The sequence below is a fragment of the Kitasatospora sp. NPDC090091 genome (assembly GCF_044747365.1).
In the GTDB taxonomy this organism is placed as follows: domain Bacteria; phylum Actinomycetota; class Actinomycetes; order Streptomycetales; family Streptomycetaceae; genus Kitasatospora.
Genome location: NZ_JBIVDY010000021.1, coordinates 17904 through 31325, shown reverse-complemented (window position 1 = coordinate 31325; position 13422 = coordinate 17904). Strand labels below are relative to the sequence as shown.

The window sequence follows — 13422 nt, the reverse complement described above, 5'->3', positions numbered from 1 at the left end:
CCGGCACCCGCCTGGGCCGGCCCGGCAGCCGGCACCCGCCCGCGCCGGCCCGGCGCCCCGGCTACGCCACCTGCCGGACCGCCGCCACGTCCATCCGCGACGGCGTCCCCGCCGCCTTGCCACAGCTCTCCGGCCGGGCCGGCTCGCTCGCACCCTCGACCACCTCGGCCTCCCAGGCCCGGCCGTCCTCGTGCACCACCCCGACCAGCCAGCGCCCCTCGCCCGCCGGCCGCTGCGCCACCGTCAGCACGTCCACCGCGGTCTCCCCGGTGGCCACCCGCACCGCATGCTCGGCCGCCTGGCCCGGACGGTCCCAGCCCGAGCGGCCCCGCGACCACTCCGGCACCATGTGCCCGGCCGCCGTCGCCGCCAGCACCTCCTTGGCGCTCTCCGCCGTCAGCCGCCCGTACGCGTAGCCGTACGGCAGCACCAGCATCGTGGGGGAGAAGCGGTGCCCGCCCAGGTGCGTCACCTCCCACACCTCACTGTGCCCGGCCGCCGCCAACTCCGCCGCCAGCGGCCGCCCCAGCAGCGCGCAGCAGCGGTCCCGGCGCCCGTTCGTGCAGACCAGCGCGATCGGCCCGCCCACGTGCTCGGCACCGAACCCGCCGTGATCACCGGCGCCCAGCGCCGAGAAGTCCAGCTCCAGCAGCTCCGCCGGATCGGCCACCGCCGCCCGGCGCACCCAGCTCCGGCCCGGCACCGCGTGCGCCACGACCACCTCGTGCCGCGCGTCCGGCAGACAGTCCGCGTGCCGCCCCGGCCGGCGGATCAGCGCCACCCGAACCCCGGTCCCGGCGGCCGCCGCCTCCAGCGCCCGCCCCACCGCCGCGTCCAGATGGCTCTCACCCAGCGCCTTGGCCCCCCACGGACCGTTCTGCTCCAGCAGCAGCCAGGTGGTGGCGGTCGCCGCGGTGGCGGCCAGCGGCTCGGACAGCTCCCGCGACAACGTCGCACACGTGCTCACGCAGGCAAGGCTACCCGTACCGGAAAAGCCCGCGGCGGAACACCCGGAGGTGTCCCGCCGCGGGCCGCAGCCCGTCCCCGGCGCCGCTACGCCGGGCCGGCCACCACCGCGATGGGCGCCGTCACCGGCGTGCCCGAGCCGTCCCGACGCGGGTCCCGCTCCGGCAGGTCGACCGGGGCGCCCTTGGCCGTCGCCGCCCGCGCCGGCGCCGCGCCCGCCCAGGCGAAGGAGAGCAAGTCCTCACCGCGCAGGAAGCGCTGGCAGCGGACACCGCCGGTGGCCCGCCCCTTGCGCGGGTACTGCTCGAACGGCGTGACCTTCCACGTCGACTGCGCCTCGCCGGTCAGCGTGCCCGAGGCACCGGCCACCGAGACCACCACCGCGTCCGCCGCCGGATCCACCGCGGTGAACGACAGCACCCGGGCACCGTCCGACAGCTTGATCCCCGCCATGCCGCCGGCCGGCCGGCCCTGCGGACGGACCTGGCCCGCCGGATAGCGCAGCAACTGGGCGTCCGAGGAGATGAAGACCAAGTCCTCCTCACCCGTGCGCAGTTCCACCGCGCCGACCAGCTCGTCGCCCTCCTTGAGCGCGATCACCTCGAACTCGTCCTTGTTCGCCGGCCACTCCGGGACCACCCGCTTCACCACACCCTGCACGGTGCCCAGCGCCAGCCCCGGCGAGGACTCGTCCAGCGTGGTCAGCGCCAGCACCCGCTCGCCCGCCTCCAGACGCAGGAACTCGTCCACCGCGGCCCCGCCCGCCAGCGTCGGCGACGGCGTCGGCGGCAGCGCCGGCAGGTCGATCACCGGCAGCCGCAGCACCCGGCCCGCCGACGTCACCACACCCACGTCCGCCCGCGCCGTGGCCGGCACCGCCGACACGATCACATCGTGCTTCGCCCGCTTCTCCGACAGCTCGAACGGCTCGCCGTCCGCCGTCCGCGCCAGCAGACCCGTCGACGACAGCAACACCCGGCACGGGTCGTCCGCCACCTCCAGCGGCACCGACAGCGCCGCCGACGGAGCTGCACCCGCCTCCAGCAGCACCGTCCGCCGCTCGGTGCCGAACTGCTTCGACACCGCGCCCAGCTCGCCCGACACCACGCTGCGCAGCCGCGCGTCCGACTCCAGGATCTCCGTCAGCTCCGCGATCTCCGACGTCAGCTTCGCCTGCTCCTCCTCCAGCTCCACCCGGTCGAACCGGGTCAGCCGCCGCAGGGGGGTGTCCAGGATGTACGCCGTCTGCGTCTCCGACAGCGAGAAGCGCTCGATCAGGCGCTCCTTCGCCTGCGCCGCGTTGTCGCTGGACCGGATGATCGCGATGACCTCGTCGATGTCGACCAGCGCCACCAGCAGGCCCTCGACCAGGTGCAGCCGCTCCTGGCGCTTGCGCCGGCGGAAGTCGCTGCGCCGGCGCACCACGTTGAAGCGGTGGTCGACGTAGACCTCCAGCAGCTCCTTCAGACCCAGCGTCAACGGCTGGCCGTCCACCAGCGCCACGTTGTTGATGCCGAAGGTCTCCTCCATCGGCGTCAGCTTGTACAGCTGCTCCAGCAGCGCCTCCGGCACGAAGCCGTTCTTCACCTCGATCACCAGCCGCAGCCCGTGCTCGCGGTCGGTGAGGTCCTTGACGTCCGCGATGCCCTGCAGCTTCTTCGCGTTGACCAGGTCCTTGATCTTCGAGATCACCTTCTCAGGGCCGACGTTGTACGGCAGCTCGGTGACCACGATGCCCTTGCGGCGGGCCGTCACCGCCTCCACCGTCGTCGTCGCCCGGATCTTGAAGGTGCCGCGGCCCGACTCGTAGGCGTCCCGGATCCCCGACAGGCCGACGATCCGCCCGCCCGTCGGCAGGTCCGGACCCGGCACGAACCGCATCAGCGTGTCCAGGTCCGCGTTCGGGTGCTTGATCAGGTGCCGGGCGGCCGCCACCACCTCGGACAGGTTGTGCGGCGGCATGTTGGTCGCCATGCCGACCGCGATCCCCGTCGCGCCGTTCACCAGCAGGTTCGGGAACGCGGCCGGCAGCGCCATCGGCTCCTGCTCGCTGCCGTCGTAGTTCGGACCGAAGTCGACCGTGTCCTCGTGGATCGACTCCACCATCGCCATCGACGCGGCCGTCAGCCGCGACTCGGTGTAGCGCATCGCGGCCGGCGGGTCGTCGTTGCCCAGCGAACCGAAGTTCCCGTGGCCGTCGATCAGCGGCAGCCGCATCGAGAACGGCTGCGCCATGCGCACGACCGAGTCGTAGATCGACGCGTCACCGTGCGGGTGCAGCCGGCCCATCACCTCGCCCACCAGGCGGGCGCACTTCACGTGCCCCCGCTCCGGGCGAAGGCCCATCTCGTTGGCCTGGTACAGGATTCGCCGGTGCACCGGCTTCAGACCGTCCCGCGCGTCCGGCAGCGCGCGCGAGTAGATCACCGAGTAGGCGTACTCCAGGAAGGAGCCCTGCATCTCGTCCACGACGTCGACATCGAGGATCCGCTCCTCGAAATCTCCGGGCGGCGGGGTCTGCGAACTGCGGCGGGCCATCGCGGCGGGGCTCCCTTGCGTCTTGTCTGCGTCTGCGGTTCTGCTCTGCTTCGGATCACGGCTCAGCGCCCCCATTGTGGACCCTCCCGCCGACAATCCCCGCCGCCGCCCCTCTTCCGCCCCTGGCGAACGCACCGTCCGCGCGGACACATCCGCGCCCTTCGCGCGTTGCACCACAATGGGGACGCCACACGAACCCCGACATCGACGACGGGAAGGACCCGAGCGCATGGCCAACCCGGCCCCCGCCTCAACCCGAGGCATCGCCATCACCGAGCACCGCCTGGCCAACGGCCTGCGCGTCGTCCTCTCCGAGGACCACCTCACCCCGGTCGCCGCCGTCTGCCTCTGGTACGACGTGGGCTCCCGCCACGAGGTGAAGGGCCGCACCGGCCTGGCCCACCTGTTCGAGCACCTGATGTTCCAGGGCTCCGCCAACGTCTCGAACAACGGCCACTTCGAGCTCGTCCAGGGCGCCGGCGGCTCGCTCAACGGCACCACCAGCTTCGAGCGCACCAACTACTTCGAGACCATGCCCGCCCACCAGCTGGAGCTCGCCCTCTGGCTGGAGGCCGACCGGATGGGCTCGCTGCTCGCCGCGCTCGACGACGCCTCGATGGAGAACCAGCGCGACGTCGTCAAGAACGAGCGCCGCCAGCGCTACGACAACGTCCCCTACGGCACCGCCTTCGAGAAGCTCACCGCGCTCTCCTTCCCCGACGGCCACCCCTACCACCACACCCCCATCGGCTCGATGGCCGACCTGGACGCCGCCACGCTGGAGGACGCCCGCACGTTCTTCCGCACCTACTACGCGCCCAACAACGCCGTCCTCTCCGTCGTCGGCGACATCGACCCCGAGCAGACCATCGCCTGGGTCGAGAAGTACTTCGGCACCATCCCCGCCCACGACGCCAAGCAGCCCCCGCGCGACGGCACCCTGCCCGACACCATCGGCAGCGAACTGCGCGAGCTCATCCGCGAGGACGTCCCCTCCCGCGCCCTGATGGCCGCCTACCGCCTCCCGCACGACGGCACCCGCGAGGCCGACGCCGCCGACCTCGCCCTCACCATCCTCGGCAGCGGCGAGTCCAGCCGCCTCTACAACCGCCTCGTCCGCCGCGACCGCACCGCCGTCGCCGCCGGCTTCGGCCTGCTCCGCCTCGCCGGCGCCCCCAGCCTCGGCTGGCTCGACGTCAAGACCTCCGGCGACGCCACCATCGAGCAGATCGACACCGCCGTCGACGAGGAGCTCGCCCGCTTCGCCGCCGAAGGCCCCACCACCGCCGAACTCGAGCGCGCCCAGGCCCAGATCGAGCGCGAATGGCTCGACCGGCTCACCACCGTCGCCGGCCGCGCCGACGAACTCTGCCGCTACGCCGTCCTCTTCGGCGACCCGAAGTTGCTCAACGAAGCCCTCCCCAAGGTGCTCGACGTCACCGCCGAGGAGGTGCAGGCCGTCGCCCAGGCCCGCCTGCACCAGCGCAACCGGGCCGTCCTCGTCTACGAGCCCACCCCCGCCGACGACACCGACACCACCGCCGCCACCGACGAGGAGGGCACCGCCGCATGAGCACGGACCACGTCCCCGCCATGACGTTCCACCCCCAGCCCGAGCCCGGCACCCCCAGCCCGTGGGCCTTCCCCGCCCCCGAGCGCGCCGCCCTCGGCAACGGCATCACCGTCCTGCACTGCCACCGCCCCGGCCAGCAGCTGGTCGCCGTCGACGTCCTGCTCGCCGCCCCGCTCGCCGCCGAACCCGACGGCCTCGACGGCATCGCGAGCATCCTCGCCCGCGCCCTCAGCGAGGGCACCGACACCCTCACCGCCGAGGAGTTCGCCGCCGAGCTGGAGCGCGCCGGCGCCACCCTCGACGCGCACGCCGACCACCCCTGCATCCGGGTCTCTCTCGAAGTCCCCGCCAGCCGGCTCCAGCGCGGCCTCAGCCTGCTCGCCGACGCCCTGCGCGCCCCCGCCCTGCCCGAGGACGAGATCGAGCGCCTCGTCGCCAACCGCCTCGACGAGATCGTCCACGAGCAGGCCAACCCCGCCCGCCGCGCGGCCAAGGCCCTCTACGCCGAGCTCTTCGACGGCGCCGACCGCCTCTCCCGCCCCCGCGGCGGCACCGCCGAGACGGTCAAGTCCATCGACCGCGGCGGCGTCAAGGCGTTCTACGACGCCCACGTCCGCCCCGCCACCACCACCGTCGTCGTGGTCGGCGACCTCACCGGCACCGACCTGCCCGCGCTGCTGGAGAGCACCCTCGGCACCTGGACCGCCGCCCCGGCCGAGGCCGGCGTCCACGCCCCGGTCACCGCCGACGACACCGGCCGCGTCGTCATCGTCGACCGGCCCGGCTCGGTCCAGACCCAGCTGCTCATCGGCCGCATCGGCCCCGACCGCCACGACCCCGCCTGGGCCGCCCAGATCCTCGGCACCTACTGCCTCGGCGGCACCCTCACCTCCCGCCTCGACCGGGTGCTGCGCGAGGAGAAGGGCTACACCTACGGCGTCCGGGCCTTCGCCCAGCCGCTGCGCTCCGCCGCCGACGGCAGCGGCCGCGCGCTGCTCGCGATCAGCGGCTCGGTGGACACCGCCTCCACCGCCCCGGCGCTCGCCGACACCTGGACCATCCTGCGCACCCTCGCCGCCGAGGGCCTCACCGACGCCGAGCGCGACGAGGCCGTGCAGTACCTGGTCGGCGTCGCGCCGCTGAAGTACGAGACCGCGGGCTCGGTCGCCGGCACCCTGGCCGACCAGGTCGAGCAGCACCTGCCGGACGACTACCAGGCCGAGGTCTACCGGCAGATGGCCGAGCTCCCCACCGCCGCCGCCACCGACGCCGTGGTCGCCGCCTTCCCGCCGGACCGCCTGGTCACCGTGCTGGTCGGCGACGCGTCGGAGTTCGCGGAGCAGGTGCGCGGACTCGGCCTCGGCGAGGTCACCGTGATCAGCGCCTGAAGCCGCTGAACCCCGGTACGGGCAGGGCCCGGTGGAGCACTCCGCTCCGCCGGGCCCGCCGCCGTTTAATCCCTTGCGGGGCGCGACCGCGCTGTGGGTAGATATCCCCCGGCAGCCGGTACACACACGGAGAGGAGGCGGTCACCATGCGGGTCGAGCAGACCATAGCGCGCTCCCCGAGGCCGTCCTCCCGACGCCGCCCCTCCGCAGTCTGAGCACTGCCCCTGATCTTCCCCGCGCCGCGCCGGGACTCTTCGCGCGGCACCACACCCAGACTTGAACCAACCGGCCTTTGGAGGTCGTTCAACCATGTCGTACACCGAGGTGCCCGGCGTCCGGGTCCCGATCCGGATGTGGACCGACCCGGCCACCGTCGAGGGCCAGGCCATGCAGCAGCTGCGCAACATCAGCTCGCTGCCGTGGCTGCACGGCCTCGCCGTGATGCCGGACGTCCACCTGGGCAAGGGCGCGACCGTCGGCTCCGTGATCGCGATGAAGGGCGCCGTCTGCCCGGCGGCGGTCGGCGTGGACATCGGCTGCGGGATGAGCGCGGTGAAGACCTCGCTGACCGCGAAGGACCTGCCGGACGACCTGTCCCGGCTCCGCTCCAAGATCGAGCAGGCCATCCCGGTCGGCCGCGGCCTCCACACCGACCCGGTCGACCCGGGCAAGCTGCACGGCTTCGCGACGGCGGGCTGGGACGACTTCTGGCAGCGCTTCGACGGGGTGGCCCCGGAGGTCAAGTGGCGCCGCGAACGGGCCATGCAGCAGATGGGAACGCTCGGCGGGGGAAACCACTTCATAGAATTGTGTGTTGATAGCACCGGTGCTGTGTGGTTGATGCTGCACTCCGGTTCGCGCAACATCGGCAAGGAGCTGGCGGAGCACCACATGGGCGTCGCGCGCTCGCTGCCGCACAACCAGGGCCTGGTCGACCACGACCTCGCCGTGTTCATCGCGGACACCCCGCAGATGGCGGCCTACCGCCAGGACCTCTTCTGGGCGCAGGAGTACGCCAAGAACAACCGCGCGCTGATGATGGTGCTCTTCCAGGACGTCCTGCGCCGCGAGTTCGCCAAGGCGAAGGTCACCTTCGACGAGGTGATCAGCTGCCACCACAACTACGTGGCGGAGGAGCGGTACGACGGCGTCGACCTGCTGGTGACCCGCAAGGGCGCGATCAGGGCCGGATCCGGCGACTACGGGATCATCCCCGGCTCGATGGGGACGGGGTCGTACATCGTCCGCGGCCTCGGTAACGAGGCGGCGTTCAACTCGGCCTCGCACGGCGCCGGCCGCAAGATGAGCCGCAACGCGGCGAAGAAGCGGTTCACCACCCAGGACCTGGTCGAGCAGACCAAGGGCGTGGAGTGCCGGAAGGACTCCGGTGTCGTCGACGAGATCCCGGGCGCGTACAAGTCGATCGAGAAGGTCATCGAGCAGCAGAAGGACCTGGTCGAGGTGGTCGCCCACCTGAAGCAGGTCGTCTGCGTCAAGGGCTGAGACGCAGCGAGGCCCCCGGGACACCCGGGGGCCTCGCTGTCGTGCGTCCCGCTTCGTTCAGGCGGCGGCGGGGAGCTCGTCGAGGCCTTCCTGGACGAGCTTGGCGAGGCGGTCCAGGGCGTCGGCGGCGCCGTCGGCGTCGGAGGTGAGGACGACCTCCTCGCCGCCCTGGGCGCCGAGGCCGAGCAGGCCGAGCAGCGAGGCGGCGTTGACCGGGACGCCGCCCGGCTTGGCGATGGTGATCGGCACGCCGGTGGCCGCCACGGCCTTGACGAAGACGGCGGCGGGACGGGCGTGCAGGCCCTCGGCCCAACCGATGGTGACGCGGCGCTCAGCCATGAGACGTGCCTTTCCGGTGAAGCTGGTCATGGCCGGGCTTGGGGGAGGCGGCCATGTTGTCTAGACCAGTGTCGCACGCAGGGAACCCCTCCGGACCGCCCCGTTCGGGAGTTGTGATTGTTTCTTTCGGGGGCATAAGAAGGGGCTCAAGGCCCGGTCAGCGGGCCCCTGGGGCCCTGTCCACCCTGCCGCGGGCGCACGCCCGGCGCCATTCGGCTCGCCGCCGGATAACCTGACGAATGTGGACGACGCCGCGGTACCGCACCCCGAGCAGAGCGAGCCGGACTACCCGCAGCACTGGGAGGCCGACATCCTCCTGCGGGACGGCGGCACGGCCCGGATCCGGCCGATCACGCCCGACGACGCCGGCCGCCTGGTCGAGTTCTACGAGCAGGTCTCCGACCAGTCCAAGTACTTCCGCTTCTTCGCGCCCTACCCCCGGCTCTCCGACAAGGACGTCCGCCGCTTCACCCACCACGACTTCGTGAACCGGGTCGGCCTCGCCGTGGTGATCCGTGACCGCTTCATCGCCACCGTCCGCTACGACCGGATCGACGCCGAGGGCCGCCCCTCCGAGACCGGCACCGACGCCGAGGTGGCCTTCCTGGTGCAGGACGCCCACCAGGGCCGCGGGGTCGCCTCCGCGCTGCTGGAGCACATCGCCGCGGTGGCGCAGGAGCGCGGGATCCGCCGCTTCCAGGCCGAGGTCCTGCCGGAGAACCGGAAGATGGTGAAGGTCTTCACCGACGCCGGCTACACCCAGCACCGCAGCTTCGCCGACGGCGTGGTCCACCTGGAGTTCGACCTGGAGCCGACCGCGGCCTCGCTCGCCGTGATGCGGGCGCGCGAGCACCGCGCCGAGGCGAGGTCGGTGCAGCGGCTGCTCACCCCGCGCTCGGTGGCGGTCCTGGGCGCCTCGCGCAACCCGCAGACCGTCGGCCGGGCGCTCCTGCGCGACCTGCTGGTCGGCTTCGAGGCCGGCGGCGAGGACGACGACCGCCGGATCTACGCGGTGAACCGCAACGCCCCGCCCGGCACCGAGGTGGACGGCGTCCCGGTGCACCGCTCGATCCTGGACATCCCCGGCCCGGTGGACCTCGCGGTGATCGCCGTCCCGGCCGGCGCCGTCCCCGCCGCGGTCGCCGACTGCGGCGCGCACGGCGTGCAGGGCCTGGTGGTGGTCACCGCCGGCTACGCCGAGACCGGCGCCGAGGGCCGCGACCGCCAGCGCGCCCTGGTCCGCCAGGCCCGGGCGGCCGGCATGCGAGTGATCGGCCCGAACGCCTTCGGCCTGATCAACACCGACCCCGGGCACCCGCTCAACGCCTCGCTCGCGCCCGCCCTGCCGCAGCGCGGCGGCTTCGGGATCTTCTGCCAGTCCGGCGCGATCGGCGTCGCCCTGCTGGAGGCCGCCCACCGCCGCGGCCTCGGCGTCTCCACCTTCGCCTCGGTCGGCAACCGCGCCGACGTCTCCGGCAACGACCTCCTCCAGTACTGGGCCGAGGACCCGGCCACCGACGTGGTGCTGCTCTACCTGGAGTCCTTCGGCAATCCCCGCAAGTTCACCCGGATCGCCCGCCGGCTGGCCGCCGCCAAGCCGATCGTGGTGGTCAAGGGCGCCCGCCACACCGGCAGCCTGCCGCCCGGCCACGCCGTCCCGTCCACCGCCACCGGGCTGCGCGACGCCACCGTCGACGCACTCTTCGAGCAGGCCGGCGTCACCCGGGTGGAGACCATCACCGAGCTGTACGACACGGGGGAGCTGCTCGCCCTGCAGCCGCTGCCGCCCGGCGACCGGGTCGCCGTCGTCGGAAACTCCGACTCGCTCGGCCTGCTCACCCACGACGCCTGCCTCAGCGCCGGGCTGCGCCCCCGCACCCCCGTCGACCTGACCACCGCCGCCACCGGTGAGAACTTCCGGATCGCGCTGGACGTGGCCCTGGAGGACCAGGCCGTCGACGCGGTCATCGCGGTGGCCATCCCGCCGATCGGCACCTCCGCGCACGCCTTCATGGGCGGCCGGCTGGCCGGCCCGGACGACCCGGAGATGGGCTCCGACGACCCCGAGATCGCCGCCGCCCTGCTCGAAGCCGGCGATCGCGCACGCGAGTTGGGCAAGCCTCTGCTGCTGGCCCACCTGGCGCTCACCGACCTGCCGAACCGGCTGCGGCCCGGCGGCATCCCCGCCTATCCGGCGCCCGAGCGGGCCGTCCGCGCCCTCGCCCACGCCGTCCACTACGCGCACTGGCGCCGCCGGACGGCCGTGGCCGAGGAGACCGCCCGCGTCCCCGAGCTGGACCGGATCGACGAGGGCGCCGCCCGGGCCCGGGTCGACGCCGCGCTCTCCACCCGCGTCGCCGCCCGCCCGTCGCCCGCCACCACCCTCGACCGCGGCGCCACGCGCCGGAGCTTCTTCACCCGTACCCGGCCCGGCGGCGCGCGGATCACCCTGCCGGACGCCGATGCGGCCGCCCTGCTGGCCCACTACGGCATCGACGTCTCGCCGACCCTGCCCGCCCCCGACGAGGAGTCCGCCGTCCGCGCCGCGGCGGCGCTCGGCTACCCCGTCGCCCTCAAGGCCACCGCCCCGCACCTGCGCCACCGCCCCGACCTGGGCAGCGTCCGGCTGGACCTGACCGGCGAGCCGGGGCTGCGCCGGGCCCACCGCGAGCTGGACGCCCTGCTCGGCGGGGCCGCCCAGGCCGAGCTGGTCGTCCAGCGGCTCGCCCCGCGCGGGGTGGACACCGTGATCGGCGCCACGGTCGACCCCGCGGTCGGCGCGATCCTCTCCTTCGGCCTGGCCGGCGCCCCCGCCGAGCTGCTCGGCGACGTCGCGCACCGGCTCGTCCCGGCCACCGACCAGGACGTGGCCGGGCTGATCCGCGAGGTCCGGGCGGCGCCGCTGCTGTTCGGCTGGCGCGGGGCCGAGGCGGTGGACACCGGCGCCCTGGAGGAGCTGCTGCTGCGGGTCTCCCGGCTGGTCGACGACCTCCCGGAGGTGGCCTCGGTGGATCTCGAACCCGTGGTCGTGGCCCCGCACGGACTGGCGATCCTGGGGGCGCGAGTGCGGCTCGCGCCCCTGCCCGTCCGCAGCGATCTGGGCCCGCGCGCCATGAGCACCCTGTAACCTTCCTTGGTTGCGCCCCGCCCCGGGGTGCTGTTGCCCGGAAGCTCGGCGCCGCGCCGCCCGCTTCGTCGGCGGACCATGCCAGGATGGAGTTATGGCGAAGACCGGTACCACCACCACTCAGGACCTGCGCTCGGCGATCGAGCGCAGCGGCTACTACCCGGCCCTGGTGTCCGAGGCGGTCGAGTCCGCGGTGGGTCCCGAGCCGATCAGCTCCTACCTGGTGCACCAGGAGACCACCTTCGACGCCAACGAGGTCCGCCGGCACGTCACCGTGCTCGTGCTGACCCCGACCCGCTTCGTGGTGAGCCACACCGACGAGCAGTCCGGTGACGGCGCGGGTGCGGCGGTGCCCTTCGCGACGACCTCCACCGAGAGCGTCCGGCTGGACCGGATCGGTTCGGTCGTGGTGAGCCGGATGGTCGCCAACCCGGAGACGTACACCCCGGGCACGCTGCCGCGCGAGGTCGTGCTGACCATCGGCTGGGGCGCGGTGCAGCGGCTCGACCTGGAGCCGGCCGGCTGCTCGGACCCGAATTGCGAGGCGGACCACGGGTACACCGGGTCGGCCACCGCTGACGACCTGTCACTGCGGGTCAGCGAGGCGGGCGACGGCCCGGAGACGGTCGCCCAGGCGCTCGTGTTCGCCCGGGCGCTCTCCGACGCGACGATCAACAACGGCCCGCGGGTCTGATCCCGGGCCGTGCGGCACGCACCGCACGGCCGTGCGACCAACCGGCGACGCAACGGAAGCCAGGAAGCCAGCCTCTCAGCCATGTCCTTCGCACCCGACGGCCACGACGCCTTCGAGATCCTCGACCCCGCCACCGCCCCGGCGCCCCCGTACGGCGGTGGCTCGCTCTGCGACCTGCTGCCCTCGGTGGCCGCCGGCCTCGGTGTGCCCGGCTTCACGGCGGCGCTGCCGATCGCACCCGCCGACCGGGTGGTGGTGTTCCTGGTCGACGGCCTCGGCTGGGAGCTGCTGCTGCGCCACCCCGAGTACGCACCGTTCCTCTCCTCGCTGGCCGGCAGCTCGCTCGGCGGCTCCGGCCGCCCGCTGACCGCGGGCTTCCCGTCCACCACCGCCACCTCGCTGGCCTCGGTGGGCACCGGGACGCCGCCCGGCCTGCACGGTCTGGCCGGCTACACGGTGGCCGTCCCGGGCGCCGGCTACCTGATGAACCAGCTGCGCTGGCAGCCGCACACCGACCCGGCGCTCTGGCAGCCCTACCCGACGGTGTTCGAGCAGACCCATCTGGCGGGAGTGGCGACGGCGCAGGTCTCCTCGCCGCTGTTCGCCCAGACCCCGCTGACCCGGGTGGCGCTCTCCGGCGGCACCTTCCTCGGCCGCACCACGGGCGAGGAGCGGATGGACCAGGCCGCCGCCTGGCTGGCCGAGCACGACCGCGCCCTCGTCTACACCTACGTGAGCGAGCTGGACGGCGCCGGGCACCGGTTCGGGGTGGACTCCGACGAGTGGCGGATGACGCTGGACGCGGTGGACCGCCTGGCCCGCCGGCTGGCCGAGCAGCTGCCGCCGCGCTCGGCGATGTACGTCACCGCCGACCACGGCATGATCGACATCGCGCCGGAGGACCGGATCGACTTCGACGAGGACTGGGAGCTCGGGGCCGGAGTGGCGCTGCTCGGCGGGGAGGGCCGGGCCCGGCACGTGTACGCCGTGCCGGGGGCGGCCGCCGACGTGTACACGGTCTGGAGCGAGGTGCTCGGCGACCGGATGTGGGTGGCGACCCGGGACGAGGCGATCGCCGCCGGCTGGTTCGGCCCGTCGGTGGACGAGCGGGTCTACCACCGGATCGGCGACGTGGTCGCCGCCGCCCGCGACGACGTCGCCGTGATCGCCTCCCGCAACGAGCCGGGCGAGTCCGCGATGATCGGTCTTCACGGCTCGATGACCCCGGTGGAGCAGTTCGTGCCGCTGCTCGAAGTCCGCCGCTGAACTCCCCTCCTCTGAAAGGCCTCTGCAC

9 protein-coding genes are annotated in these 13422 nt (G+C 73.6%); 6 read left to right on the top strand and 3 right to left on the bottom strand.

What is annotated here, in order from left to right; all coding sequences use genetic code 11:
• Window positions 1-61: 61 nt before the first annotated feature.
• Window positions 62-967, bottom strand: coding sequence for a sucrase ferredoxin (locus ACIPSC_RS30375; RefSeq protein WP_400830124.1), 906 nt, complete (start codon window positions 965-967; stop codon window positions 62-64).
• An 86-nt stretch (window positions 968-1053) separates the two neighbouring features.
• Window positions 1054-3504: a DNA topoisomerase (ATP-hydrolyzing) subunit A gene (locus ACIPSC_RS30370; protein WP_400830121.1), complete on the bottom strand. Its 2451-nt coding sequence runs from the start codon at window positions 3502-3504 to the stop codon at window positions 1054-1056.
• A gap of 229 nt (window positions 3505-3733) precedes the next feature.
• Between ACIPSC_RS30370 and ACIPSC_RS30365 the strand changes: the two genes are divergently transcribed.
• The 3 genes from ACIPSC_RS30365 to ACIPSC_RS30355 all read left to right on the top strand — a co-directional run bounded on the left by ACIPSC_RS30365 (window position 3734) and on the right by ACIPSC_RS30355 (window position 7968).
• Window positions 3734-5077, top strand: a complete 1344-nt coding sequence (locus ACIPSC_RS30365) for a M16 family metallopeptidase (protein WP_400830117.1) — start codon at window positions 3734-3736, stop codon at window positions 5075-5077.
• Window positions 5074-6465 (top strand): M16 family metallopeptidase, encoded by a 1392-nt coding sequence (locus ACIPSC_RS30360; protein WP_400830116.1) that lies wholly within the window; start codon window positions 5074-5076, stop codon window positions 6463-6465. The genes ACIPSC_RS30365 and ACIPSC_RS30360 overlap by 4 nt, the downstream gene beginning before the upstream one ends.
• Window positions 6466-6774: 309 nt before the next feature.
• Window positions 6775-7968 carry an RtcB family protein gene (locus ACIPSC_RS30355; RefSeq protein WP_400830112.1) on the top strand — a complete coding sequence of 398 codons (1194 nt, stop codon included), beginning with the start codon at window positions 6775-6777 and terminating at the stop codon, window positions 7966-7968.
• A gap of 57 nt (window positions 7969-8025) precedes the next feature.
• On the opposite strand, the gene ACIPSC_RS30350 is transcribed toward ACIPSC_RS30355, so the two are convergent.
• Window positions 8026-8307 (bottom strand): HPr family phosphocarrier protein, encoded by a 282-nt coding sequence (locus ACIPSC_RS30350; protein WP_400830109.1) that lies wholly within the window; start codon window positions 8305-8307, stop codon window positions 8026-8028.
• A 241-nt stretch (window positions 8308-8548) separates the two neighbouring features.
• Between ACIPSC_RS30350 and ACIPSC_RS30345 the strand changes: the two genes are divergently transcribed.
• The 3 genes from ACIPSC_RS30345 to ACIPSC_RS30335 all read left to right on the top strand — a co-directional run bounded on the left by ACIPSC_RS30345 (window position 8549) and on the right by ACIPSC_RS30335 (window position 13394).
• The gene (locus ACIPSC_RS30345) at window positions 8549-11434 is read left to right on the top strand and encodes a GNAT family N-acetyltransferase (protein ID WP_400830107.1); all 2886 of its coding nucleotides are present in this window, start codon (window positions 8549-8551) and stop codon (window positions 11432-11434) included.
• 94 nt (window positions 11435-11528) lie between these two features.
• Entirely contained in the window at window positions 11529-12128 is a 600-nt protein-coding gene (locus ACIPSC_RS30340; RefSeq protein ID WP_400830105.1) for a DUF5998 family protein, read from the top strand.
• Between the two features lie 81 nt (window positions 12129-12209).
• Entirely contained in the window at window positions 12210-13394 is a 1185-nt protein-coding gene (locus ACIPSC_RS30335; protein ID WP_400830103.1) for an alkaline phosphatase family protein, read from the top strand.
• Window positions 13395-13422 lie beyond the last annotated feature (28 nt).

What these genes read in the sequence shown, in the direction of transcription:
- ACIPSC_RS30355 (WP_400830112.1), top strand. Translation starts at nt 6,775, where the DNA reads ATGTCGTACACCGAGGTGCCCGGCGTCCGGGTCCCGATCCGGATGTGG.
- ACIPSC_RS30340 (WP_400830105.1), top strand. Translation starts at nt 11,529, where the DNA reads ATGGCGAAGACCGGTACCACCACCACTCAGGACCTGCGCTCGGCGATC.
- ACIPSC_RS30350 (WP_400830109.1), bottom strand. Translation starts at nt 8,307, where the DNA reads ATGGCTGAGCGCCGCGTCACCATCGGTTGGGCCGAGGGCCTGCACGCC.
- ACIPSC_RS30365 (WP_400830117.1), top strand. Translation starts at nt 3,734, where the DNA reads ATGGCCAACCCGGCCCCCGCCTCAACCCGAGGCATCGCCATCACCGAG.
- ACIPSC_RS30335 (WP_400830103.1), top strand. Translation starts at nt 12,210, where the DNA reads ATGTCCTTCGCACCCGACGGCCACGACGCCTTCGAGATCCTCGACCCC.
- ACIPSC_RS30370 (WP_400830121.1), bottom strand. Translation starts at nt 3,504, where the DNA reads ATGGCCCGCCGCAGTTCGCAGACCCCGCCGCCCGGAGATTTCGAGGAG.
- ACIPSC_RS30360 (WP_400830116.1), top strand. Translation starts at nt 5,074, where the DNA reads ATGAGCACGGACCACGTCCCCGCCATGACGTTCCACCCCCAGCCCGAG.